Source organism: Stenotrophomonas genospecies 5, assembly GCF_054473825.1.
On sequence record NZ_JBTMUW010000001.1, the window covers coordinates 1646844 to 1669680 of the forward strand.

The window sequence follows — 22837 nt, forward strand, 5'->3', positions numbered from 1 at the left end:
CTATCCGCATCAATCCGCGTCGGGCAGCAGCTCCGCCAGGTCGAAGCGCTTGATGCCGGCACGGCTCAGCGCCACGATGGCGTGACCGCGGGGCTCAAGAAGAGCGGAGTATTCTTCCTGCAGGAAGAGCGGCTGCACCTCGCGCTTGCCCCCGGTGGGCATGTCGATGTCGCGCGCGATCTCGTCTTGGCCCAGCGTGTCCTCCGATCCAATCCGCCAGCGGCGACCCGTCACGGCGTCGATGCGCGAAGCCGTCAACCGCCCCGCCCCTTCCATGCGCATCTTGTCGTAGGCGGACGCGTATGCATGATCTGGGTCGTTGAGCACAGAGTGGCGCCAGTTGTTCATACCGCCTTGGTAGTCGATGCCCCGGGTGCGCTGCTTGAAGGTGGTCAATGTGGCCTGCCCGAACCGCTTTTCCAGGTATTCGTGGGTGTTGTGCGAGCACTTTAGCGCGATCACCGACTGCATCGTGTTGGCCATCAGCTCCGCCTCGTTGACCGACCCAAAGGCGTTGACCAAGCTCTCAAACCCTTGCGTTGCAAGCACGGGCATCAACCCCAGCGAGCGCGAAACGGAGAACAGGTTGATGTCATCGGCCGTCAACAGCAGGTGGGCCTCGTCCATCATCAACATCACTTCAATTTGCCCAGGCAACACTTCGCGCCACTTGTCGCCGAATGCACCACGCGCTTTGATTCCATTCATGACCCGCTGTTTGAGCAGGCGCATCATCATTTCACCCGCTTCACCGAATTGGGTCGGGGGCAAGAAGAGGCCTACCATGGCTCCGTAGAGCGCATCGGACACGTCCACCTCGCCCTTCTCGATCGAGTGCCATGGCATGTCCGTTCTGCTGTCACGCAGCTTTTCGCCTCGCAAGAGCTTCTCCAGCAGCCCTCGTGAGTTGAGCGTGAACGATTGCCTCTGTTCCGGATGCATCGCGGGAATCTCAAGGAACGCCCATTCCAGCGAGCTCTGCAGCTGAGACATGGGACGGAAGAGATCCGGGTGGATGGTCTGCGGAGCGCTCTCTTGACGAAGGCGGTGCTGTTGCAGGTAGGCCGCGTAGGCCAGCCGCCCTTCTTCGTCATGGCTCGTGTCCGCCTCTTCCAAGCCCAAGTATTTCACCACCTCCATCAGCTTTGCATTGGCACGAGGCGCGGGGCTGGCGGGAATCACGCGTTCCACAATGGACAACAACTTGGCGTGGTGGAATGGCGTGTATTGCCATTGTCTGTCGTCGCTCACAGGGATTCGATGGATGGCGATCTGCTCGGCGATGCGCTCGAGCAATGCCTCAGTCTCGGCCACGTCCTCGTCCAGCTTGCGCTGTTTGACCAGCTCAAACTCCGCGTCCAACTGTGCACGCTCCAGCCCTTCCAGCTTGGCCGAACACCAAGACCTGTAAGCCATCTCGTGATCCACGAGCGCACGAAGGATGATGCCGGTGTGGTAGAGAAACGCGTCACCGCCGTCCGTCCAAAGCTTGGATTTCTCGTCCACTCGCCCACCGGCTGCACCGCGCAATGCCCGGACGACCTGATCGGGCGCCAACCCCTCGTATGGCGCCACCCGCATCCCGGGTTTGACGACGATATCGAACAAACCTTCCAAGTCCGAGATGATCGCCCCGTCTTTGCCGTCGGCGATGAGCGCGCCACCGCCGGCAAGCTTCTGCTGCTTCAAGCGCTCCCTTGCATCTGCGTGGCCTGGCGCCACACATGCCATCGCCAAAGCGGCTCTACGGAACCGACGAGCGATGGGTCTGAGCGCGGCGAAGGATTTGCCAGATCCGATGGCTCCGAACACGAGCAGGCCCTGCTGACAATCCCTCCACGAGAACATCATCACGGTGCCCAGGTCGGGCGAGTAGCCATAGCCCTTGTCGGAAAGGTGTCCCGTGGCGCGCCCAATGGTGATCAGCGGGGTCTTGTCCCGCAGTGCCGCCTCAGCTTGCTGTTCACGCGCCTTGACGTGCGCGTTGATCAGCGCCCCCTGGGTGGCCAGGTTGTTGTCGTTGTTCTGCAGGTAAAGCCGGGCGGCGTTTTGGACAAAGTTGCCTTCGGCGTATTGCATCGCATACATGCATGCCAGCACGTAAGGCGCCGCCTCGCCCAAGCCAAACGGCAGGACCTTGGCGACCACCAGTGTGGCAAAGATGAGCCCCACCCACTTCATCGCTTGAATGAAGCGCGCGGCTGTCCCGCCAATGACGCCCCGGTGCGGGTGCGAGGCCGCCGCCACAAAGCAAACCACAAACAGGATGCCGACCAAGCCAAAGGCCCACCACAGGTAGGTCTTGGCCATCTGGGCATACACAGCCATGCCGCCGGCTTGCATTGCCACCTCGGTGCCGCCCTTGCTGCCGCCGACCATGAACTGAAGCGCCATCGGAACCCATTGCAGCAGCACCAGGGCTTTCAGGGCCTCCTTCATGCCCTCGCCTTGCTTGAGGGCGATGAAGTATGGAATGGTCAGCAGCAGCGCGGCCCAGCCTGCCCAGCCGATGAGGCTCACTAGGAAGGTCGCCAGAACGCCGATCACGGGGAAGGCGAGATACATCAAGGGAGTGGCCAGGCTGTCGCCGCCCTGCCCCATGTCGTTGCCCTGCAAGAAGCCCTCGGCACGCCGTCCAAGCTTCGTCGTGATGATCCGCGATTGGGTGTCGCGCAAATCTTCCGAAACCTTCGGCCACCACTCCTGGAATTCGTCCTCACTGCGTCCGTCGGGCACCTTGAACCCCTGGGCGTTCTCGTCCCAGACGGCGCCGCACTCCAGCGCGAAATCCCGGTCAGCCTCTGGCACATCGAGCTCTCGACTGCGAACGCGATCGGTCACGTCAAAGCGCCCCACCAGGTTTTCATACTCCTCGGCGGATCTGACGATGATTTCTTCCTTCACGTTCCAAGGCTCGCCGCTCTTCCGGCGGAACTTGCGCCCCAGGCCGCTCGTCCAGTCAAGCACGTTGAACAAACTGATTGCTGCCATCTCTGTCTCCCTCCCCTGTCAATTCAACGAAGCCAATGCGCCAAGACGGCAAGCACCAAGCAAAGCGGCGCGCACGCCAGAAAGCCCGCTTTGGCCACCCAGCGCTCTGCGACCTGCTCAACCTTGCTCGCGTAGAGCCGATCCTTGGTCCATGCGTCATACGCGGCGTCGTCTCTGACCGGAGGCCTGCGATCGGCGCGCAAGTAGTAGAAAGTGCGGCGGACGCCTTCGCTCAGGTGGCCCATGCCAAACGATTCAGGGCTGCCGAGGAACAAGCGCCCGTGCACGTTCAGCCACTTTGAGCCGAAATGAAGTTTTCCGGGCTCCCGGTATTGCGTGAACAGCCACTTGAACATGCTTCCCCCTTATTCGTGAGTAGGTCACTTCTTTCTAGATCGAATCCGCGGATGCGCAAGGGGGATCAGTCGATCCCCGACTTCTTCGCCCAAGCGTCTAGGTCTGCATTGGCTTTTTGCTGCCAGTCGTTCCGCGGTTCGGCGGCGGGTGCGGGGGGCTTCCTCGGCAATGGGGCGGTTGCACGTTTCGGCGAAGGCATTGGCTGGGGCGCAATTGGCGCTGTCGTCGATACCGGGGGAGCGGCGACAGGTGCGGGTTTCTCGATCGTGGCTTCTGGCTTGGCCTGTTCTGAAAGCACTGCTGGAGCAGGCGCAACCACGGGGACTTCCACCACCTCGGGCAACTGCTCGGGAGCGGCTGGAGTGGCAACCGGTGCCATGGGAGCCGGTGTGCTTGGAGGCACTTGGTTGTTCTTCCCAAGCAAGAAGTAGATCGCCCCCACGACCAATGCCACCGCCACCACACCGGTCAAGACCCAAGGCAAACGAGAGCGGGGGCTGGGTTGGATTGGAGTTACTGGCTGCTCTGGTGACGCGGCCTCCGGGGGCCGGTTGGACCCTTCAGGCCCCGCGGAAACGGACAGGACTTCCACCGCGTCCTGCTGAGACAGCTTGACCAAGGCTGCCGTATCTTCATTGCTCAACGCCTTGGCGTCCACCGAAGGGCCACCCAATCCATCTGCAACCTGTGCGCCGGGCTCTCCAAATTCATCAACCAGCTCCCAAACGGTGCACATTCCCTTATCACCCGCTCCTACGAGAACCGGTGCAGCTGCATCGGACGTCAGTTGCCTAACCAACATTTCCTCCTCCAAGGTGAGCGGAGCGTCTTGAGGCTTCTCTTCGACAGCACGATGTTCCTGGGCTTCCCGGGCGCGCTTCGCGTCCAGCTGTGCCTTGGCTTCCTTTGCCTTCTCTGCAGCGGCAGCAACGCCCTTCTGGGTCAACTCGGCAGTGCGCTTGCTGATCACTCCAGCCCAGTGACTGGCCGCTTTCAGGTTTTCTTTCATGCCGTCGGAAACCAGCCGCTCTTCTTGCGTGGGCGATGCGGTCGGGGTTGCGTTGGCACGCTTCAGCAATTCTTCGCGCTTGCGCTTCAGGATTCTCTGGTTCTTTTCTTCTGGGGTCATGTGGGCTCCTCGGAAGGGGGAAGGAAGCCCGAGCATCGAGCGACACCCGGGCACTGAGATCACCGGACGTCAGGCACCGGGGTAACGACGATCACGGGCTCACCGCTGCCGCAGCGGTCGTCCACCGTGACCTTGGACAGCGCGCCACGCTTGGCCAGCTCAACGATGGGCACTTGGCAGGCGGCCTTGTCGGCTCCTTGGAACACCACCGTCAACCCGTTGCTGGACTTGTTCAACAGACCTGCGAACTTGTCGAGGAAGGCCCGGGTGTCGCTGTTCAACCGCTTCATGTCGGTGGGGTTGTAGTTCAAGCGCAACGAATCCAGGACGGCTTCCTGCTTGCCCTCCACGGTTTCGGTCTTGGTGACCACTTCGGCCTTCATGCCAGCCGCACGGGCAGCGTCGGCGGCCTGCTCGGCGTGTTCCCGCTGCTGCTTCACGTAGGACGCGGAAGCACCCACTGCAGCACCCGCGGCGCAAGCGCCCAAGGCCTTGTCTTTCTTGCCCGTGAGCAAGGCGATGGCTCCGCCGGCCACGCAACCGATGCCTCCGGCCTTGAACAGGCGCCTCTTATCGGCCTTGGGCTTGCCATCGTCCTCTGCGGCATGGACCGCATCAGCGGCGGCCTGGGCGGAAACGTGAAGCGGCATGAACGCCGCCAGGCAGAGAGTGAGAGAAAGGGAAAAACGTTTCATGGGTTGGATCTCCTGCTGTGGGGGAAAGTTAGGTGCGTGGAGCAGTCATGGGACCGGCTGCGGGCACCTTGGCCGCACCAGAACCTTTGGGAGAGGGTTGCGAGAGGGCCGCCGTCACCACCTTGCGAAGCGCTTCTTCGTAGCGCTGGATGGCGCTGTCCTGTTCCGCCTTCGTTTCGTCTCGCAGCCGCCGCAGGTCTTCCTGGAGCGCACTCCGGAACAACGCGTTCTCTTCCCGCAACTCGTCGATGAGCTGTTCCAAGTGAGCGTTAGAGTTCTCCAGCACACTCGCCACAGACATGGAAGTGTTGTGTCGCTCCAGCGCCTCTCGCACGTAGGCGCTAAACCCACTGCCCGATTCACGGGCAAGCCGCTGAGCAAGTTTCAGTTGCCCACGGTCGAGGTTTACGTTTTGACGAACCAACGCCATTGGTCGAGTAACTCCGTTTCTGGACTACTCCACCGATACCGCGAATCTCGGAGTTGGCAAGGCCCCACGTCAGGAGCCTGAAAAACATGGGCCAAACGAGCTAACAAGCACTGACACTGTCTCCATTCAGTGGTGACAGGGTCAGGCCTTGATTGCATTGAGGTTCCGGCAGATGTGAGGCCGATTTTTGGGCGAAAAGCGCACTCCCACTTCAGTGCGTCATGTGTATGACGACTCTGGGGAACCGTCCGGGCTCCTGCTTCTCTGCCCCTGCCGACACTGCTTCCACCCACGTTGGGCTCTTGCAGTTGCTTTTCGGCGGCCCCTTGCGTGTTGCCCCAACTGCGCTATTGGTGGTCTACGCCCCCTCGCCCCCACAGGACCACCGCCCACGCCATGCCCACGCAACGCTCCCGCTCTTCCACCCCTCACGCCCACCGATGCCCCACCCCAGGAGTCCGTGTGGAGTTTTTCAGCCCACCGTTTCGCATTGCCCCGGATCCCCAGGACAGGTTGCCCTCACCCACCCGCAGCACCGACCCACGACACCCAAGCCACATTGGTTTTAGTCAAACGTGTGCAGTGCCCATGGATACACCGCCACCGTGTTTTCCGAATCACAAGTGGGGAGCCAAAGAACCCCTGGAAGGGAAGCGCGGAGCCCTCGCCGCATTTCGTTTTAGTCAAGCGAGGGTGCGCCCCATGACCTCCATTCACCGCCATTGGCCCATCGGTGATTTGCCGGCTTTCGTTTCAGGAGCGCTCCCATGACCACCGCTGACCTGGGCGCGTTTGCCCGTCGCGTGCTGGCCTTCCATGGCGCCCGTGCGCCTGCCACTCCCCGTTGGACGCTGGACGTGGCCCGCCGTTCCGAACGCCCTGTGTGCGCTTTCTGCACCGCCCCCCTGGACTTGGATCGTCGCCACGCCTGGGGGCTCTCACCGCTCGTTCCGTTGAGCCTAGCCGGCCCAAGGGACGCCGAGAACCTGCGCATGGCTTGCAAGCGCTGCATCACCGAGCGGGGCACCCGTGACCTGTTGGCCTGGCCCGAGTTGAGCCAGCGGCTGCCACCAGAACCCCTGGACGCCCTGCTGGCCGACCGACTGTTTGTCCTGCAGCGCTCCGATAACCACCTGGTCGAGGTAGGGCGCTTTGCCAAGCCAGCCACCGTCCTTGCCCAGCTTCAAGAGCGCTGGAAACACCCCCGATTCGTCGTTCATGCCGAACGGCATTCGGACACCTGGATGCTGGGGTGGCCACTGGCCCACCGTGCCCATCTGACGCGAAACGACTTGGCGGCGCTCTTGCGCAACGTGCACCAAGGCGAATGGCTGGAACACCCCGAGGTGGTGGCCTTCCGGTTGACCGAGGATGTTTTTCAATCAGCGGTGTGGCAACTGATCGCCCTCCACGCCTTGGTCATCCCCCTGGCCCAAGAAGAAGCACCCCCTCCCGATCGAACGTTTGAGAATCGGTGGATGGCCCGGTATCCAAGCCTGAGCCAGATCCGCCGGCGGCGACAGGGCGCGCACGAAACACCCTGGCCTAGCCAAGGCAAAGACCATGCCCGGACTTACAGCGACAAGCCCAACGCGGTTCGCATGCGGACACAGCGCCAAGCCACTCGTCAGGAGGAAACCAAGGCACAGTGGCTCAATGCCCGGCGCCGTTTAGCGGACCGGGACGCTGGGGTGGCCAGTGGGACGTTGAGGCCATGGCTCCCTGGGGAACGGGCCGCGCTGCAGGCCGACGTGGACGATCTGGCGGCTGCGTGGTTGAAAGCCCGCCAGCGGAAAGCGGAAGGCCGCTCTCAGCGGCCGTGATCCACTACCATTGTTCAAGCCTCAAACGACCAGCTAGCCACCATGGACGACACAGACAAGGAACGGATTGCAAATTGGCGTCTGACGAAGCAGATGCGGCGAGAGAGAAAGTGGGACGAGCAAAACAGCAGGTCCTACATCAGTCATTTCACCTTGACGGACAAGGACGCTGCAGATGTAAAGGAGTTCGAAGAGCACCTGGTTCGCAAACACTTGGGGAAGGGCCAGCTCACCCGACGCATGTCCACCAATGAGCTTGGGCTAGCATTGCGCACCTGGAACCTAGAAGAGCTGAATCAGCTCTGGAGCATGCGCCGAGAGAAGCTCACTTACCTCGAAGACGCCGCCCTCCTGTTGGCCCATATCCGACACCGATCCGGCATTGACCCAAAGCTGCGCCCGGCAGCAGAGCTGCTTGGATACGACGCCATCCAAGCCCTCCAGGGCGTCCTTGAGGAGAGCGGGCGGTTGGCAGTGGAACAGGCACTGCCCCCAGCGGCGGAAGCCGTCGTTGCCGAGGGCAAGCGGGTGGAACAAGTCCTTCGGGTGATCCGAGAGGGCCAAGCGGAGTTTCGTAAACGCCTAGTCGCTCACTACGGAGCCGTGTGCATGGTCACCGGGACCGCCTTGGCAAGCGTCATCGACGCCGCTCACATCGTCCCCTACAACGGGGCAGCCACCAATGCTTTGAGCAATGGCTTACTGCTACGGAAGGACATCCACGCGTTGTTCGATGCAGGCCTGTTAACGATCGGGCCGGACCTGGTCGTCTACGTCAGCGCGGGGGTGGACGATCCGTTCTACCGTTCGTTGGACGGAAAGAAGCTCTCGCTGGACACTCCGCCCAAGATGTCCAAAGAGGCCCTGCGGCGGCGACTGGCGGGCAATGAATCGTCCGAACTGGAGGTTGCTAGCCTTCCCCAATGAGCCGCCCCAAAGCTCCGGCTGATCGGACAAATCGAATCATTGCTCATGATAGGAACGCCCTCCGCGTGGATCCGGAAGTTCAATCAACGGTTCTTCGCGCCGTAGGCGTATGCCAGCTCCCGCCAGGGGACGCTTTTTCAGCTGCTTTTGCTCTGCCCACGGGATGATCCACAGACACAGAAAAGCGGCCATAGCCGCTTTCTTCGTCCCCCTGATTGTGAGGGTCAGTAGATCTTTCCGTTCTTGCTCATCCCCAAGTTCCGCACCGCTACCCTGGCGGCTTTGCGGTCCTCCGCGTGCTCGTCCACCGGCGAGCTCACGATCAACAGCGTGTTGTCTTGGATGAGCGACGCGGCCGCGTAGTCTGCCAGCGCCACCATGGCGGTGGTCAACGCGACTTCACTCCCGGCGTCCTCCGAATCGTCAAAGCCGAACAGCTTGGCGATGTTCTCGCGGAGCTTTGGCGGGATCGTCACCATGGCCCGGTGGTGGCGCAGCCCGTCCTCCCGACGGCGGTAGTCGTGCAGGGTGACCGATCGGGGCATGACCATGTGAACCCGCTTGCCTCCCACGCTTCCCGCCTTCTGGCTGTCGTCGTAGTCAAAGTAGGACTTGCGCTCCGGGTAGTCGCCTGGCCCCAGCAACAGGTGCTCCGGGATGCGGGCAATCGGAACGCTTGCCGATTTGCTGGCCCGGCGGGGCTTGGCATGGGTCACGTCCTTGACGTCATCCAAGGTGCGCTTGACGGCCTTCTTCGTGGCAGCCTTCTTGGCAGGAGCTTTGCGAGTGGCCATGGGTAGGTCTGGGAGGGAAACCAAGGGAAGCTCCATCATGCCGCAGCCCTCCGGCCTGCACCAGCAGCCAGGATGTCGCGCACCCGGACCGCCAAGGCGTGGATCTCCTCCTGGGCCACCCGGGCCCAGCGGCCGTTGGCGTCGAACACGGTCTTTCCCTCCTCGTAGCAGTCCGCAAACAACGCACGATCCCGCACCAGCATGGCGCCCGACATCTTGGGGTGCTCCAGGCGACGTCGATGGGCTGCCCGCCTCTCGTTGGCCCGGTTGGCGATGGGCAGGAAACGCTTTCCCTTCTTTTCAAGAACATCCACGGTTCGCAGGAAGATGAGGAAGCTGGCCCCGTCGAGCAACGTCGGCACCAGGTAGAGGTCCGCCTCGGGAATCACCTCGTTGTCCGGCAGACGCGGCGGGGTGTCGGTGATCTCCACGTCGAAGCCAGGGGAGCGCGATCGCCCGACACTGAACGGTGTTTCGTCCGACAGTGAGGCAAACGCGCAGGCCCCGCCTTGGGGGTCCCGGTCATTGACCAGCACACGCAGGCTGGGGTCACGGGCATAGCACCCGGCTAGATTCAGGGCCAGCGTCGTGCGGCCGACGCCACCCTTGAGTGAGAAGTTGCACAGTCGCATAGGACATCCTTTCGTGAGTAGATAGGGGTTTCTCTCGAATCTACCCCGACGCTGCCATAGCGCAAGTGCATGTTTTTGCAACCCTTTCGGGCCGTTCAGCCCTTGGATTATTTTCTATCCTTCCGACAAGGCGGCTGGACGACGGCAGTCCCACCGCAGCGTGTGGGCGGTGTTTGACGCCGAGCAATGCAGATCGAACGGCTGAGAGGCCATCCATGCTTTGACAGACGGTGGCGCAGCGCCATGCAGTGCTTCGATGATCGTCCAGCGTTGTTTTGCCGGACCGAACTCCGCGAACACGTCCGCTCCGGCTTCAGCCAGCATTCCAGCCATCTTGTCGTAGCACTGTCGCTTGGCCGGGTCATCCTGGTTCACGTGCCACGCCATGCAAGCGACGTGGAAAGCGGTGATTCCGTTGGGCCCCACCGGGTGGTCCAAGGACGGGAAAGCCGTCAGGCCCCTCCACGCCTTCAGACGTGCCTCGCGGATGGCCGCAATGGTTCTCTTCAAAGCCTGTGGGTTGCGGTGCTCGATGGCATCCAGAAGCCGTTGAGCACGCCGGTCTGTGGTCATTTCCATTTCAGCTCCTTGCGCAGCTGGCGCTCGAAGTGGCGTTGCTCGCGCGCCAGGCGGGCTTGCCGGCGAAGTTTGCCTTCGGGCAGGAACGCGGGAACCGTGGGAGGGATGTGCGCGAAAGGAAGGCCAGCAATAAGGCGGGACAAGTTGGCGGGGCTTTCAATCATGGTGGCGGTCTCTTGGGTTGTTTGGAGCTACGTTCGTGCGTAGGTCGACCCACTCACTTGACCTCATGCAACCAGATCGCCGAGCAATGTCAAGATGAAAAATCGACCTTTTTTTGACTAAAAACAGGGGCTTGCGGAATCCCAGGTGCATCGCATGCTGAGTGCATGACGCACACAACCCGCCCCCGTTGTTCGCCCACTCTCACCCACGTTTCCAAGGGCGTGCGCAGCGCGCTGGGCTTCACCCTCACCGAGGCCTTGCTTGCGCTCGGGGCCGTGACCGCCGCCACGGGCGCGATGTTCCTGTTCTTTGGCCAGGTCGATGCAAAGTCCAAGGTGGCCAGCGAGACGCGCAACCTGCGCGAGCTGTCCCGTCGTCTTGAAAGCAGCTTTGGGGTGGTGGGGACGTTCCGCGGGGTGAGCACCACGGCCGTGGTGGTCGATGGATTGGCCCCTGAATCCCAGCTCGGCGCCGGGGAAAACGTTTTGACCAACGCGTGGGGCGGCGCGGTGGACGTCCAGCCTTACACCGTGGATCGCTTCGGCGATTCGTTCTCCGTGAGCTACGCCGGCCTTCCTCGTCAAGCGTGCGTGGCCCTGGTCGCGGCCAACGCGGGCGGGGTGTGGGACGCGCAGGTGTCGGACGTGTCGGTGATTCGAAACACCGGCGGCCAACTCGACGTCGGATTGCTGAGCCGCACGTGTGCGGACAAATCGCGCGTGGTCTTCGTCTACCACAGCGGATTGTTGGGAGGCGAGTGGACCGGATCGCCTCTAGTATTGCCGCCAGCAACACCTCCGGCCACTCCACCCGGTTCTCCGCCCGTGGGATTCCCGGTGGGGCCCGTGGGGCCGGTGCCACCTTCCACGCCGGTGTCGCCCCCAACCGCCCCGCCACCAAGCGTTCCGCCCACGACGCCCCCACCGGTCACGCCGCCCGCTCCCCCGGTGAGCGTGACGCCTCCGGCTCCGCCCACTTCACCGCCGGTCACGCCGCCGCCGATCAGCACCACGATGCCGTGCCGAGAGTGGAGCGAGAACCGAACGATCAACTGCCCAGTGGGCCAGGTGGGCCAGGTGGGCCAGGTGTTCCAACACCGCCGTCACCACTGCGGAACCGACCCGAGTGTTTACGAGGCGTGGGCTGGGTCCACGACGGCCGGCAGTTGGACCACGACCAGCAGCACCTGCACTCCGTGCCCTGCTCCCGAGACCCGCAACGTGGGATGCCCTGCAGGTCAGTTTGGCTCGATCGGCCAGCGGCGGACCTTCTCATGCACGGGCACCGGTTCGTGGGACGCTTGGACGCAAACCAACACCACCTGCGCGGCTTGCCCAGCACCTTTCCCACAAGCCGAAACCCAGTGGGTCGCCGCGAGTGCCGCTTGCCCGGCAGGCCAAAGTGGATCGCACACGTGGCAGGCCGAGCAGCGGCGGACCAGGATGGGGTCTTACAACTGCCCGGCCACCACGTGGTCGCTGCCCAGCCCGACGTTCACCACTTGGACAAATTGGGCGGAGACGGGGGTTCGTCGCAACGAGGCCAATACATGCACACCCAACGCACCACCCCCGACGTTTCCCGAATACACCGGGCGATCTTGGCATTCGTGGGGAGACGGAGGGCACTACGGCTGGGCGATCTTCTGCAACGCTCCCCGGACCCTGGCCGAGCTTCAAGCCACCTCGTTGGCATGCACCTGGCAATACGAAACGAACGACACCCCCACGTTTACGCCAGAGCCACCTGGCGTGACCCGCCCAACACCGGCTTTGGAAGCCTGTGTCTACGCGCTGCGCGCCAACTTAACTCCGATGCCAGGTTACGGCTTCGTCAACCACCCAGGCACCGCGGTTTGGCCGGCGGCTTGCTCGTGCAGCGTCGTGGGTCCAGGCGCGCGGTTCTACTGGCAAGACCTGGGAGCGAGCGACTGGGTGGGCTTTGAATTCAAATGCCCCTGACGGCAAAGAAGGCGGGGGGCATCCCTCACGTTCGAAGTGGCAAAGCTTCGGATCTCCAAAACCGACCGGAGGCAATGCCCTCGCACCAAGCGTGCTTTTCAGAAGGCAGGTGGCTTGGCCACCTGCGGCGGCTTCTGGGCTCTTCGCTGTTGTGCCTCGAAGTCAAACCCCAGCCAGGGTTTTCCACATCGCCTTGCCCTGGGCTTCGTGAACCGATGCGTATTGCTGTGGATCCCAGCTGGTCCCGGTCAGCAGCAGCCCCAGCTCTGCCACGATGGCCTGACAGCGATCGCCAAAAGCCAAGACCTCATTGAAGGTCAACCCAAGCGTGTTGATGTCAAACGCGCCAGGCTCCTCGTCCAGCTTGCGCATTTCCAGGTGGGCGTGGTGCTTGTCCCGTAGGGTCTTGATTTTCGCTGCCACGGGATCAGCCGAAAGGATCACCATTTCATTGGAGACCTTTTCCCAGCCATTATCGAAGCGCGAGTAATTTTCGTCCCGATCGCTCTGTCTGAACTTCTCCTGGAAAACAGCCGAGCTTTCGGGCGGCAGGTCACTGATCGGTTCGTCGTGGAAGTGATCGAACATGCGCCCGTAGCGCTCCCGGTAGTGCTCCTTGATGGCTGGATCTGCTTGCAGCTTTCTCCACAGGTTGGTCAGGCTACCCGACCTGAGATCGTTGTCCAGAAAAAGCCGTGACTGATCGCGCACCAGGTCTTGCCCAAGAAGCGGAGCCAAGTGGTTCCACGCATTGGCGCCGGGGGTCTTATCCAATTTGGCTTTGAGCCCTGCCTGGATCGCGGGGTCTTGAATGAGTGGGGACAAAATGTGCCGGCGCTCGTCGAGGATGTGGCACTCCTGCGTGAGCACCCGAACGAATCCATCGATTTGGCGAATACGTTGTTCCAGTTCCTCAGGCTTCATTCTTGCTCCGCCTCCAGCGGCACCTGCTGGAAACGCACCTGCAGCCGCTTGATGAGCGCACGGGTTTCCGCGTTCGGAGCGCGCGTGGACACCAGCACCGCCTCCCCGTTGGGCACGTGGCGGATGGCCTTCTGCTCGGCCCGGAGAACGGCGCGGTATTTCACCGCTTGATAGACGCCTCGCTGGAGTTCGTCCTCCGAGCACTTGCTGGTTTTAACTTCCACCGCCAGGCGATGTCTTCCGTTATCGAAATGCGCGTCCAGTCGGTCACCCGAGCTCAACAACTTCTCGTTGCTCCCCATGGGGAAGTACCCAAAGTCCACGAACTCTTCGGGATGGCTGGCCACCCACGCCTTCAACGCTTTGTGCTCGTCGCTCTCTGGCCGCCCCCCCTCCTGGACTTTAGGAAGGGGAAGAGGCGCATCCGCTGCCACCTCTTCAACCGCCCCGGCGGACGGGGTCAGCATGGTGGCTCCCAGAGCGCGGGCGACCCGGTCCCAATTGGGATAGGTGAAAACGTCTTCCATCGCCTCTCGCAAGTGCGCACGGCGCTCTTCCTCGGTGTCCAGCTTCTTCCCCGCGAAGTAAGCTGGCGAGATGGTGATCGCCCCCTCGCCAGGGTGTTTCGTGTTCTTGTTGACGACGATTGCGTGGAGGGGCGGGATGGGTTCCTTCCACTGCTCGCTGAGCCACTGCAGGGCCTGGGCCACTCCCCCGGCGACGGTGCCGTAGAGGTCTTTGCGGGGTTTGATCTCGTGTCCGAAGGTGTCGTGCAGCTCTTGGGCCAGGTCGCTGTAGGAATGAGCTTCACCCTCCTGCGCCCACCGGATGAGGATGGGCAGCGCGTCCGGGATAACCCGGCTCCGCCAGGGTGTGCGTGCAAACTCCACCTTCGACCAATCGAACTTTTCCATCCTCTACTCCTCCCTTGTCGTCTCGCCATGGTAGCGGCGGGACCAGCACGGGAAAACGATGGGGGCCGATGTCCTGCCCCCTCCCTTCTCAATCCTCGTTGGGCAGCATGATGGTGACCACCGGCTCCAGGGCGTCCCCGGGCCCACACAGTGCTTTCAAGGTGACAAGGCGATGGGTCGACCGCGTCAGGCCAGACCCGGCCTCCGGGTGGGCTTCGTTTGACAACCAGTCGCCGGCGTCGGACAGAGCCACGTGGAGCTGGTAGTGGATCTCCGAACCGTTGCCCTGATGCCGCTTGATGGCGACGTGGAGCATAAAAAGCACATCCCAGAGCCGGCCGTCCACCGACTGGCCGCGCACCTCCAGTCCCGCGGGCACTTCCACGTAGCGTGCCCACGCAGCGCGGGTGATGGCCACGGGCAACTTGAAACCGGCTTCTTTGGCCACGTCGGACACGTCCACTAAGACGCCGTCCTCGATCGCCTGGGCGCGGGTGTAGGAATGGATGAGGTCGGAAGGCTCGAACATGTTGTTTCCTCGCTTGGTGAGTAATGGCCCGGTCCAGGGCATCCGGTGCGGATGTCTTGGAATGGGAAACCCACCGCCCCACCGCTCGGCGCGGTCAAGGGAGGAAATGGAAGGGCTGGCGCGGCCCGCAGCGAAGCGAGGACACGGGCCCTGGAATGGCCCTTGACCGGAGAAGCCGGGCGTTGGGGCCGCGCGCAGCGCACAGGGCTTGAATGAGGTGCCGCGGGCGGCACACCGATTCGGCGTTGAACTTGGGAATACCGTCAGGCCTGGGCGCAGGCCAGAGGGACCCGGTCCATCCAGGTGCTCTGCCCTGCCGATGCTTGGGCGGTGAGCGGGCCAAGGCCCTGGACAAACGTCAGGCGTGCAAGCTCGACGTCGCTCTGGGGCCAGTAAGGACCATCCGGCGAGAACACGAAGTGGTCCCCTTGAAGGGCCCCACAGGTGGTGCAGTGATGGGCCAGGTAGGTTTGCCCTGACGTTCGAGTAGTGGCGAAACGAAGCCAGGGCGCGTGGCCCGCCACGAAAGCGACAGTGTCCTCGTCCAAACGCTCGATGTAGCGCAACACGGCACCCTCCCCCTGATCCACCAGACCCTCGTCGTCGTGCTCCTCGAGCGAGGGCACCCAGATCGCGGCGGTGGGGGTCGGGGCGTGGCAGAAATGGCACTCGGTGTGGCCGAGCAGCAGGCCGTAGGCCGGAGCCTGAAGGGTGGATGGAGGGGCAGCGTGGGTCATGGAGCCATTTTGCCCTGCCTGGGTGTCAGCCGGTGAGACGAGCCTGCGCTGAATCATGGGTGTTTCGGAGCGTGCCCCGCTGTGAACCCAGCCACGCCATTTGCTTGTATTCGTCTTTGCTGAGCAACTTGGACACTCCCAGCCACTGCACCAGGTGGTAGTGCGCAATCGTTCGTGGGTAGCGCTGAATCCCCTCGTGCAACAGTTTTGGCAGGTAACACACAGAACCATCGCGGCGCTCGTATGCGTAATAGCGGTGGCGGGCGGCACGCGTGGTCATGGCGTTTCCCTCAGTGCGCCCAAAGGGCACGATCGATGCAGCGTTCAAGGCGCTGGGCCAACCTAACGCTGAAAGGAAGGGCGATGGGGGCAGCGATGGCGAGAAGAGAAAGGGTCATGTCGGCGGTTCCAGTCGGTGGGTAGAGCGTTGCGTTCTTCCTGATCCCAACGTAGACCGCCCTGGAAATTTGTCCACGGTTGTAGTGGACAGAATCTTGACAAAAAGTAAAAACTGCGGAGCTAAGGCCGCAGTTATTCCTAACATCCCTTCTCGCGCCGAAGGCGTCACCTGCTCTTTTCCACCGCTGCTTCTACAGATGCCGGCGCGCAGCGACCGGTGGCGGCGTTGGGCCGTTGGCTCTACAGCCTTGCCCGCTTTGCACTGACACTTCCCCGGGCTGCCCATGCATGCTGCAGGTGGACAGCACGTTGTTCGGCTTCCACCGTGGCCACCACGTGCGGCATCGCCGCCTTCAGCGATGGCGTGTTCCAGAACGGGCTGCCCCGGTGAGGGTTGCCGCCCAGCCGCAACAGCAGCAACGCCGTCTGTTCAAGTCGGCTGCGCTCGTCGGCGTCGTCGCTCAGCTGGTAGTCCGCCGCCAGCTTTTCCAGCGGGCGCTCGCACCAGTGGTTCCTCTCTTGAGGGTGCGCACCAGCTTGCAGGAGGGCTTCGACGATGCGGGGCCAGGCAAGTGCGGAATGGAGCGCGGGACCTTCGTTGAGGCGCCACGCGTTGGGGTTGGCGCCCTGCCGCAGGGCCTGTAGAGCGCCGAAAAGGCTTCCCTCGACGCACGCGTGAATCAGCTCAGCGCTCGGACTTCCTGGCGGTGGTGGGTGGCGGTCAGCCATGGCGGCTGCCCCGAACCTGGTTCCGAATGAGATGTCCTTGGACGTAGTCTCGGATGATCTGGCGCACCGCTTCTGCGGTGGAAATCCCAGCGTTCACCGCGCCCTGCTCCACCGCCTCCAAGACGCTGCGCTGCAGCGGAAGGTAGGCCAGCCGCACGTCCCGTTCCCCACCCAGCCGACGCTTGCTCAGTGGGTAAGGTTTGGCGGCATACATGGCGAGCACTTGGCGCACGGCTTCGTTTCGCGTGACCTGCACGCGCGCGGCGGCCGCCTGCAAGCGCTCCAGATCACGGGAGTAGCCCCGGGAGGACGGAAGGGTGGCCAAGTCTGGGGAACGGACGGGTTTAAGCACTTCTCTTTCCTTGGACGGCGGTCACAGACGCACGCGCTGACGGGGAGGTTCCAGGGCCGCCGCCGGAGCTGGCGCTTGGCTCTGGGCCTCTTGGCGCGGGTTCCACACTTCCCCACCGATGATCATGCTCGGGCCACCTGTAGCAGGAAGGACCTGCGAAAGCCTGGCTTGCTTCGCTGCGGCGTTGAGCGCACGCGCGGTGTCCTCCTGCATGCTTTTGGCTTCGTAGATCACCGGCCCCTTCAAGTGGCCCTGCGCTTCGTCCACAAGGGCGGCAAGGGTTCGACCGAACTTTGACTTTGGCCCTTGGTTGCGAGCATCGACGTCCCAACGCTCGATCACTTCGAACGCCTTCTCGTGACGGTGGCCAGACTTGTTGAGCTCGCCAAGCGCCGCTTCAGCGTCTTGCACGTTGAAGCGAATGGCGGAGAGCTTCACCGGGTGCGCGTAACCACCACCACTCGATGCCGATTGCGTGATGGCGACCGCTTGGTTTCCGTCGCTGACGAGGTGATGAATTTTCATGTCGATTTCCTTGGTGGTTTTCGGAAGGCGCGATTGCCCATCCACAAATTCAAGGTAGATCGCACTGGAGTTTTGTCCACGACTGTAGCGGACAAAATCTTGACTAAAAGCAAAAACTGCGACACTGAGGCCGCACTTTTTCCTAACATCACTTCTCGCGCCGAAGGCGTCACCTGCTCCTTTCCCACCCCCGCTTTTACAGAAGCCGGCGCGAAGCGACCGGCAGTGGCTCTGGGCTTTGTTTTTTTCAAAAAAAAAGCCCCCTGGCGGGGGCCTTAAAGGACATTGGTTGTTCTTACGCGAGTATTCTTTTGTCAGCACGTCTCACTCCGCGCACTCCACGTCGATCCATTCTTCATCGAACCATTCGTTCAGCGTCGCCAGGTCTTTGACCTTGCAATTGGTGCCGTAATCCGACCCTTCGATGTCGAGCCCCACTTCATAGAGGAGCTCCCCGTCCTCTTGACGCTGCACATTGACAGAGACGGTTTGCTCAGCCAGCAGCTCGTCGTCTTCGCGTCCCAGCTCTGCCCAATTGCGGTTCAGCAGGAAAGCCAGCAATGCGTCTTCAGCGGAAGACTGGAACGCGGGATAGCCCGCCGCGCCGGTCGAATAGGTATACCCAGACAACTGGTCAAACAAAGTGCTGGCAGCGGCATGCGCAGCTTCGTGAGCTTCCTTGACGGTGATGGTGTCGTTTGTGATGAGCATCGTGTGGTTCATGGCGAGATCCTTGTTTGTCGGTTGGCACTATTGCCTTCCCATGTATCCAAGGTAGATCGCCCTGAAAATTTGTCCACGGTTCTGGTGGACAAAATATTGACTAAAATCAAAAACTGCGGAGCTAAGGCCGCAGCTTTTCCTAACATCACTTATCGCGCCGAAGGCGTCATCCGCTCTTTTCCTACCCCCGCTTTTACAGAAGCCGGCGCGAAGCGACCGGTGGCGGCACTGAGCTTTTCTTGGCACAAAAAAAGGCCCCCTCGCGGGGGCCCCAAAGGACATGGATTGATCTTACAGGCTGGTGGAGCGCCAAAGCTTGCCTGCGATGCCACCGACGATGAGGGCCACCGGCATGAGCGCCGTCAGAGCCATCGGGGGCACGGAGGTGAAGAAGTTTCGCTCGCTCTCCTCCAACCCCGGGTAGAGCAGGCCCACAGCAACGCTGGCCAGCTGCAGGGCAACGACGACGAGCAAGCCCACCAGGGCGCCCTTTCCAAAGCCACCTTTGGGCGGCGAAACCGGGAGCCCGCTGGCCCTTGCCGCGCGCACGCGGGCCGCTCGCCAGTTCAACACGTAGAGAATCGCCAGCAAGAGCAGCACGGCTGCCCCACCAGCGGCTGCCAGGCCGGCCTGCCAGCCGTAGCCCTCGTTCTGGCCGATCTCTTGGGCCCCGGCAAGAAACAGCAAGCCCGCTCCCCCAAGGATCACAGTGGCGGGGGCCAACAAGCCCCACTGCATGTGACCGCCGGGGGTGTGGTGAGCGTTGTAAGACATGGGACCTCCTTAAAGTGGTGTTCCTCAATGCATACCGCGATTCCGGTCCTTGGCAAGGTCAGCCCTTCTTCTGGGCTCCGGCCGGCACCCAGCCGGTGGGCTGCTTCTCAAAGACGAAGTCGTAAGCCGGCGGCACGGGGACGGGATCGGGCTTCAACTGCTGCCCGCCCTGGAACCCGACCACGTCCAACGTTCCACCGGTCACGCACGTGGCACGCTGGGGACCAGTTGAGGTGCAATCCGCGGTGAGGTCTTTCCAACCCCGGACCTCGATTCGTTGGCCCATTTCACTGGAGAGGTTGGCATTGGCATGCGCCTCGTAAGCGTGGGCGACTTGTTCGATGGTGGGAAGATCAGCTTTGCTGCTGCAGGCAGCCAACCCTGCGGTGATCAGGCCGAGGGAAACGAGGGTTGCTTTCATGCCGGAGCTCCTTGCGTATGGGTCAAATCAACGTCGATCGTTTCATCGCGGTATCCGAGCCGAACCCTCTCTATCGTCACGTCCATCTTTGGCACCGTTCCCTCCACCCAGACCCGGTTGACGGAGAACACCACCAAATCGTCGCGGTAGCTGCGACCTTGTCGCGCCAAGTTCGCGGCCTCTTGGGCGTCCATTCGGATGAGCAGATGGAAGCGGCCGGCGTTGGGTGGGCTGGACACCCCCGTGGAGGTGCGGTGAACCCACGGCACAAAGCCCTTGCCGGTGACGCTTTGTCCCGCCGCGGACACCTGAGGCATCGGGATGAATCCTTCCAGCACGCCACGGTCGGCCCGATAGGCGACATCGCCCAGCGCTTGGAACGTGGGACGAATCGCAAACCGTCGGATGGCCTTGAAGCGCTGCAGGCGCGCGTCGAAGGCCGGGCCATAACGGCGCTCGATGGCAGCCGGATCATTGCCCGAGACACCGTTGGCGCCGTGGGCCTTCGTGTCCATCAGCCACCATTGCCTCAGGCACCACTGGCGCTTGTCGGCGTCGATCCGATAGGCCGAATGGGCCATTGCCAGCAGCTGCATGTCGCAGGTGTCCACGCCCCCGCCTCCGACAGCCGTCACTCCGGCCCGCAGGTGTTGAACCCCTTCCAAGCCTTCCTGATCCAGGTCCCAGTAGGTCCCAGGCGGCTCAAGGTAAGGGCTCCGCGACCTATCGCTGACCACCTTCGGCGTGCCTTGGATGGCTCGGCCGATGTGGCGAAGCAGGTCCGATCCGGCCCTCGATTGTGCCTGCGCTCCAGCCGCTGCAGTCAGGGCAAACGCCCCGATCAGCACGGTTCTTCTGACCCTCTTCATGGAACCCCCTGTTCCCACCAATAGATTTGGGATCTTGCGGCCAACTTACGTGGCACGTAGAGTCTACCCGGGGCGTAGCCTCTGGGTCATCCTGTCCGCATGCCTGCATTGCATCCGTTCAGCCCGTGACTGCCGCCCCGCCCGCTCCCCGAGCCGTGGTTGCCGCGCGTTTGCGCCAAGCCCGCGTCCTGCGGGGCTTTAGCCAACGCGAGGTCGGAGTGCGGATGGGGATGGACAAGGACGCTGCGTCGGCCCGCATCTCTCGGTATGAATCCGAGGGCATGTCGATCAGCCTGGAAGCCCTCTTCGAGCTGGCCCAGGCCTTGGAGGTGCCCCCGGCCTATCTCTTGGCGACCAGCCCAGCGATGGCCGATGCGATCTTGGCTTTGGGCGAGCAGAGCGTGGCCCAGCAGGAACGTTTTGCCGAACTGCTGGGCGTTTTGGGTGAGCTGCCGGCGAAGAAGCGCAACGCACTCATCGAGCAACTGTTACCGCCCGTCAAGGATTAGGGCATCGGCGAACAAGGACGAATCGACCCCATGTGGACATGGATCACCCACCTCTGCCGCCGCAATAGGACGGAGCCCACCCGGTCCGCCATTGCCATGGCCACACTGATCGAACTGAACATGCTGGAGCTCAACGCAGCGGAGGCCCGCAACCGCGTTGAACTGGACCCACCGGGGCATGAAGCAGCACTTCTTGAGAGATTCAAGGCATCGGCCCAGCTGATCCTCAACGAAAAGCCTCCATCCGACGCCGCAGACTCAACCTGGGAATCCCTTGGCCAGAAGGCACGCCGCCTAAACCGAGGATTCGCAGACCTCCGATTGCAACTCTCCCCGCCAGCGATCGTTGGTGGGGATACAGAGCGGCACGACAATACGCGTCCGGTCCTTTAAGGCGGCCAGGCCAGCTCTTCCATGCGGGCTTTCCTCCGTTGCATGTAGTGCAACATCCCGCTGGCGCACTGCTCAACAACGGGGCTTTCCTCAAAGGCCCCAACCCCAACCGCCGTCAGTGCTGCAATGACGCACAAGTTGGTGGTGGCCACCGCGTTGACGGTGGTCTGAAACAGAATGGCTGCCGGCACGTGCGCCCCGATCTGTCCATTGGGATCTTGATACATCACCCGAATGGCCTTCCCGCCATGGACCAGCCCGCAAAGAGGGTCCCACGAATTGGTCACCGTCCGAGCCAGCTTCTGAGGCTCATCGTCCTGCCCGATGCGTGCAATGGCCTGCTCCACGTCCGCGGCCAGGTCTTTGAGGGCAATAGCCACCCACTTTCCTTTCTCGTTTTTCCTTCGAGGGCCCCGATCTTCCTGGAGAAAGTCCGCCAGCTGTTCGTCGTCGGCAAGGAACTGGACAAACACCGCCCGCAGGAATTGCTCAATCTGGGAGCGGTGCATTGCCAAGGCCACCGCTGGAAGATCGATGGGATGGGTTTCCAACAGGAACAGCAACGCACGCCCGTAGTCCATCGAGGCCCTCAACAGTTGGAAAGCCGCCCGGTGACGCTCGCTGCCGGCGGGAACAGTGATGCGGGCCATGCAGGACATGTTCGATTCCAGGCTGGCCTTGGCCTCTCTGGCCTCCTGTGCGATGTCCAACGCCGTGGGCTGCCGCGTGGCAGCACGCGGCTCCAGCGCATCGCGGATCGCATCCTTCAACGAATTGTGCGTCATATCCTTTGCCCTTCATTCGCGTATTTCAAAAGATGCCTCAGAGCTGCGGCACGATCTTCCCAGCAATCTACGTTCCAAGATGGATGGTAGACCCAAGTCATCCACGCCCCCCCCGTTGCCATAATCGAGAGACCATACGTGGCGCTCCTCCAGATAGCGCCGCCTCCTGCCCTCGGAGTTGGCATGGCGAGCCTGGAAGGTAGGCTGGTCCGACCGCTTCCCGTGATCGAACATTCGCCAAGCGGTGCGGCCGAGCACCAGAATCACCTCTGGCCGGAGCAGAGGGAGGATCACCTCTACCAACAACTTCCCGCCTTGACTGAAGTCGGTTCCTGACGGACGGTGTCCAGCTCTCTTGCCGGCAAAGCGCTGGGACAAGTTGCAAAATGCGACGTGCTGCCAGGCGTGGGCGGCATCCACAACATTTGGGCTGCTTTGACCAGTCAGCAGGCGATCCAGCTCATCAAAGAACTTGCCACCACCTGTCCTCTTGCAAGTCTCCATGTCGCCGAACGTCTCGCGGGTGAATGGACGAGTGATAACGGGGTCGTCGGTCCACCCAGCCTCCCGGTAGTGGGACTCGCCCAGTAGCAAGACGCGGCGCCCTTCAACTCCCTTCCAGTAGCCGCGGCCGACGTAGGGCACGAAGGCCACCTCAGCCGGCCACGCTTCCATGTTCAACTCAGCCGGATCATCCATGCCATTGACCTTCGTATGATGGTGTCAGGCTACTCCACACCGTGCTGCCACGCAGCTATTGCACGCCATCCC

General features: G+C 62.4%; 28 protein-coding genes. 5 read left to right on the forward strand and 23 right to left on the reverse strand.

Translation table 11 applies throughout. From position 1 onward, the window contains the following. Nucleotides 1-9: 9 nt before the first annotated feature. From ACX9OW_RS07540 to ACX9OW_RS07560, 5 genes are all read right to left on the reverse strand, one after another. Complete coding sequence (locus ACX9OW_RS07540) at nt 10-2991, reverse strand: TraM recognition domain-containing protein (RefSeq protein ID WP_012480688.1); 2982 nt, start codon at nt 2989-2991, stop codon at nt 10-12. 23 nt (nt 2992-3014) lie between these two features. Next, nucleotides 3015-3347, reverse strand: a complete 333-nt coding sequence (locus ACX9OW_RS07545) for a hypothetical protein (protein ID WP_061478914.1) — start codon at nt 3345-3347, stop codon at nt 3015-3017. Nucleotides 3348-3412: 65 nt separating this feature from the next. Beyond that, on the reverse strand, nt 3413-4477 hold the full coding sequence (locus ACX9OW_RS07550) for a hypothetical protein (protein ID WP_232503858.1): 1065 nt from the start codon (nt 4475-4477) through the stop codon (nt 3413-3415). 59 nt (nt 4478-4536) lie between these two features. After that, nucleotides 4537-5172: a hypothetical protein gene (locus tag ACX9OW_RS07555; RefSeq protein WP_012480691.1), complete on the reverse strand. Its 636-nt coding sequence runs from the start codon at nt 5170-5172 to the stop codon at nt 4537-4539. A gap of 28 nt (nt 5173-5200) precedes the next feature. Further along, complete coding sequence (locus ACX9OW_RS07560) at nt 5201-5602, reverse strand: hypothetical protein (RefSeq protein ID WP_012480692.1); 402 nt, start codon at nt 5600-5602, stop codon at nt 5201-5203. Between the two features lie 767 nt (nt 5603-6369). Between ACX9OW_RS07560 and ACX9OW_RS07565 the strand changes: the two genes are divergently transcribed. Both ACX9OW_RS07565 and ACX9OW_RS07570 read left to right on the forward strand, forming a co-directional pair. Beyond that, a complete protein-coding gene (locus tag ACX9OW_RS07565) occupies nt 6370-7425 on the forward strand; it encodes a hypothetical protein (protein ID WP_235650001.1) in 1056 nt (351 codons plus the stop codon). A gap of 42 nt (nt 7426-7467) precedes the next feature. Further along, nucleotides 7468-8352: an HNH endonuclease gene (locus tag ACX9OW_RS07570; protein WP_061478915.1), complete on the forward strand. Its 885-nt coding sequence runs from the start codon at nt 7468-7470 to the stop codon at nt 8350-8352. Between the two features lie 224 nt (nt 8353-8576). Here ACX9OW_RS07570 and ACX9OW_RS07575 read toward each other — a convergent pair whose 3' ends face one another. From ACX9OW_RS07575 to ACX9OW_RS07590, 4 genes are all read right to left on the reverse strand, one after another. Next, complete coding sequence (locus ACX9OW_RS07575) at nt 8577-9146, reverse strand: hypothetical protein (RefSeq protein ID WP_235650000.1); 570 nt, start codon at nt 9144-9146, stop codon at nt 8577-8579. A gap of 35 nt (nt 9147-9181) precedes the next feature. Further along, nucleotides 9182-9778, reverse strand: coding sequence for a ParA family protein (locus tag ACX9OW_RS07580; protein ID WP_061478917.1), 597 nt, complete (start codon nt 9776-9778; stop codon nt 9182-9184). Between the two features lie 114 nt (nt 9779-9892). After that, nucleotides 9893-10357: a hypothetical protein gene (locus ACX9OW_RS07585; protein ID WP_049430686.1), complete on the reverse strand. Its 465-nt coding sequence runs from the start codon at nt 10355-10357 to the stop codon at nt 9893-9895. Further along, on the reverse strand, nt 10348-10521 hold the full coding sequence (locus ACX9OW_RS07590; RefSeq protein WP_156476632.1) for a hypothetical protein: 174 nt from the start codon (nt 10519-10521) through the stop codon (nt 10348-10350). Before ACX9OW_RS07590 ends, ACX9OW_RS07585 begins: the two co-directional genes overlap by 10 nt. Before the next feature lie 222 nt (nt 10522-10743). Between ACX9OW_RS07590 and ACX9OW_RS07595 the strand changes: the two genes are divergently transcribed. Beyond that, the gene (locus ACX9OW_RS07595; RefSeq protein WP_459062151.1) at nt 10744-12483 is read left to right on the forward strand and encodes a type 4 pilus major pilin; all 1740 of its coding nucleotides are present in this window, start codon (nt 10744-10746) and stop codon (nt 12481-12483) included. Nucleotides 12484-12645: 162 nt separating this feature from the next. On the opposite strand, the gene ACX9OW_RS07600 is transcribed toward ACX9OW_RS07595, so the two are convergent. The 12 genes from ACX9OW_RS07600 to ACX9OW_RS07655 all read right to left on the reverse strand — a co-directional run bounded on the left by ACX9OW_RS07600 (nt 12646) and on the right by ACX9OW_RS07655 (nt 20106). After that, entirely contained in the window at nt 12646-13407 is a 762-nt protein-coding gene (locus tag ACX9OW_RS07600; protein ID WP_024956683.1) for an AbiU2 domain-containing protein, read from the reverse strand. Next, the gene (locus tag ACX9OW_RS07605; RefSeq protein WP_061478918.1) at nt 13404-14321 is read right to left on the reverse strand and encodes a hypothetical protein; all 918 of its coding nucleotides are present in this window, start codon (nt 14319-14321) and stop codon (nt 13404-13406) included. The genes ACX9OW_RS07600 and ACX9OW_RS07605 overlap by 4 nt, the downstream gene beginning before the upstream one ends. A gap of 88 nt (nt 14322-14409) precedes the next feature. After that, entirely contained in the window at nt 14410-14850 is a 441-nt protein-coding gene (locus ACX9OW_RS07610) for a DUF6573 family protein (protein ID WP_044570520.1), read from the reverse strand. A gap of 263 nt (nt 14851-15113) precedes the next feature. After that, entirely contained in the window at nt 15114-15587 is a 474-nt protein-coding gene (locus tag ACX9OW_RS07615; protein WP_061478919.1) for a hypothetical protein, read from the reverse strand. Between the two features lie 25 nt (nt 15588-15612). Next, entirely contained in the window at nt 15613-15867 is a 255-nt protein-coding gene (locus tag ACX9OW_RS07620) for a hypothetical protein (RefSeq protein WP_061478920.1), read from the reverse strand. Between the two features lie 359 nt (nt 15868-16226). Then, the gene (locus ACX9OW_RS07625; RefSeq protein WP_125895662.1) at nt 16227-16715 is read right to left on the reverse strand and encodes a hypothetical protein; all 489 of its coding nucleotides are present in this window, start codon (nt 16713-16715) and stop codon (nt 16227-16229) included. Continuing rightward, a complete protein-coding gene (locus ACX9OW_RS07630; RefSeq protein WP_111008241.1) occupies nt 16708-17067 on the reverse strand; it encodes a hypothetical protein in 360 nt (119 codons plus the stop codon). The genes ACX9OW_RS07625 and ACX9OW_RS07630 overlap by 8 nt, the downstream gene beginning before the upstream one ends. A gap of 21 nt (nt 17068-17088) precedes the next feature. Continuing rightward, nucleotides 17089-17913, reverse strand: coding sequence for a hypothetical protein (locus ACX9OW_RS07635; RefSeq protein WP_125895663.1), 825 nt, complete (start codon nt 17911-17913; stop codon nt 17089-17091). A 3-nt stretch (nt 17914-17916) separates the two neighbouring features. Further along, a complete protein-coding gene (locus tag ACX9OW_RS07640) occupies nt 17917-18315 on the reverse strand; it encodes a hypothetical protein (protein ID WP_111008242.1) in 399 nt (132 codons plus the stop codon). A 291-nt stretch (nt 18316-18606) separates the two neighbouring features. Next, nucleotides 18607-19089 carry a hypothetical protein gene (locus ACX9OW_RS07645; RefSeq protein ID WP_061478924.1) on the reverse strand — a complete coding sequence of 161 codons (483 nt, stop codon included), beginning with the start codon at nt 19087-19089 and terminating at the stop codon, nt 18607-18609. A 58-nt stretch (nt 19090-19147) separates the two neighbouring features. Next, the gene (locus ACX9OW_RS07650) at nt 19148-19510 is read right to left on the reverse strand and encodes a hypothetical protein (protein WP_061478925.1); all 363 of its coding nucleotides are present in this window, start codon (nt 19508-19510) and stop codon (nt 19148-19150) included. Then, nucleotides 19507-20106, reverse strand: a complete 600-nt coding sequence (locus ACX9OW_RS07655) for a hypothetical protein (protein WP_235649997.1) — start codon at nt 20104-20106, stop codon at nt 19507-19509. Before ACX9OW_RS07655 ends, ACX9OW_RS07650 begins: the two co-directional genes overlap by 4 nt. Nucleotides 20107-20534: 428 nt before the next feature. Here ACX9OW_RS07655 and ACX9OW_RS07660 point away from each other — a divergent pair, with 428 nt between their 5' ends. Continuing rightward, nucleotides 20535-20888, forward strand: a complete 354-nt coding sequence (locus ACX9OW_RS07660) for a helix-turn-helix domain-containing protein (RefSeq protein ID WP_082783312.1) — start codon at nt 20535-20537, stop codon at nt 20886-20888. A 96-nt stretch (nt 20889-20984) separates the two neighbouring features. Next, nucleotides 20985-21281 carry a hypothetical protein gene (locus tag ACX9OW_RS07665; protein ID WP_143568383.1) on the forward strand — a complete coding sequence of 99 codons (297 nt, stop codon included), beginning with the start codon at nt 20985-20987 and terminating at the stop codon, nt 21279-21281. On the opposite strand, the gene ACX9OW_RS07670 is transcribed toward ACX9OW_RS07665, so the two are convergent. Together ACX9OW_RS07670 and ACX9OW_RS07675 are read right to left on the reverse strand one after the other, a co-directional pair. Then, nucleotides 21278-22066, reverse strand: coding sequence for a DUF6988 family protein (locus tag ACX9OW_RS07670; protein ID WP_054172066.1), 789 nt, complete (start codon nt 22064-22066; stop codon nt 21278-21280). The two genes, ACX9OW_RS07665 and ACX9OW_RS07670, sit on opposite strands and share 4 nt — an antisense overlap. Before the next feature lie 12 nt (nt 22067-22078). Next, nucleotides 22079-22765: a uracil-DNA glycosylase family protein gene (locus ACX9OW_RS07675; protein WP_235649996.1), complete on the reverse strand. Its 687-nt coding sequence runs from the start codon at nt 22763-22765 to the stop codon at nt 22079-22081. Nucleotides 22766-22837 lie beyond the last annotated feature (72 nt).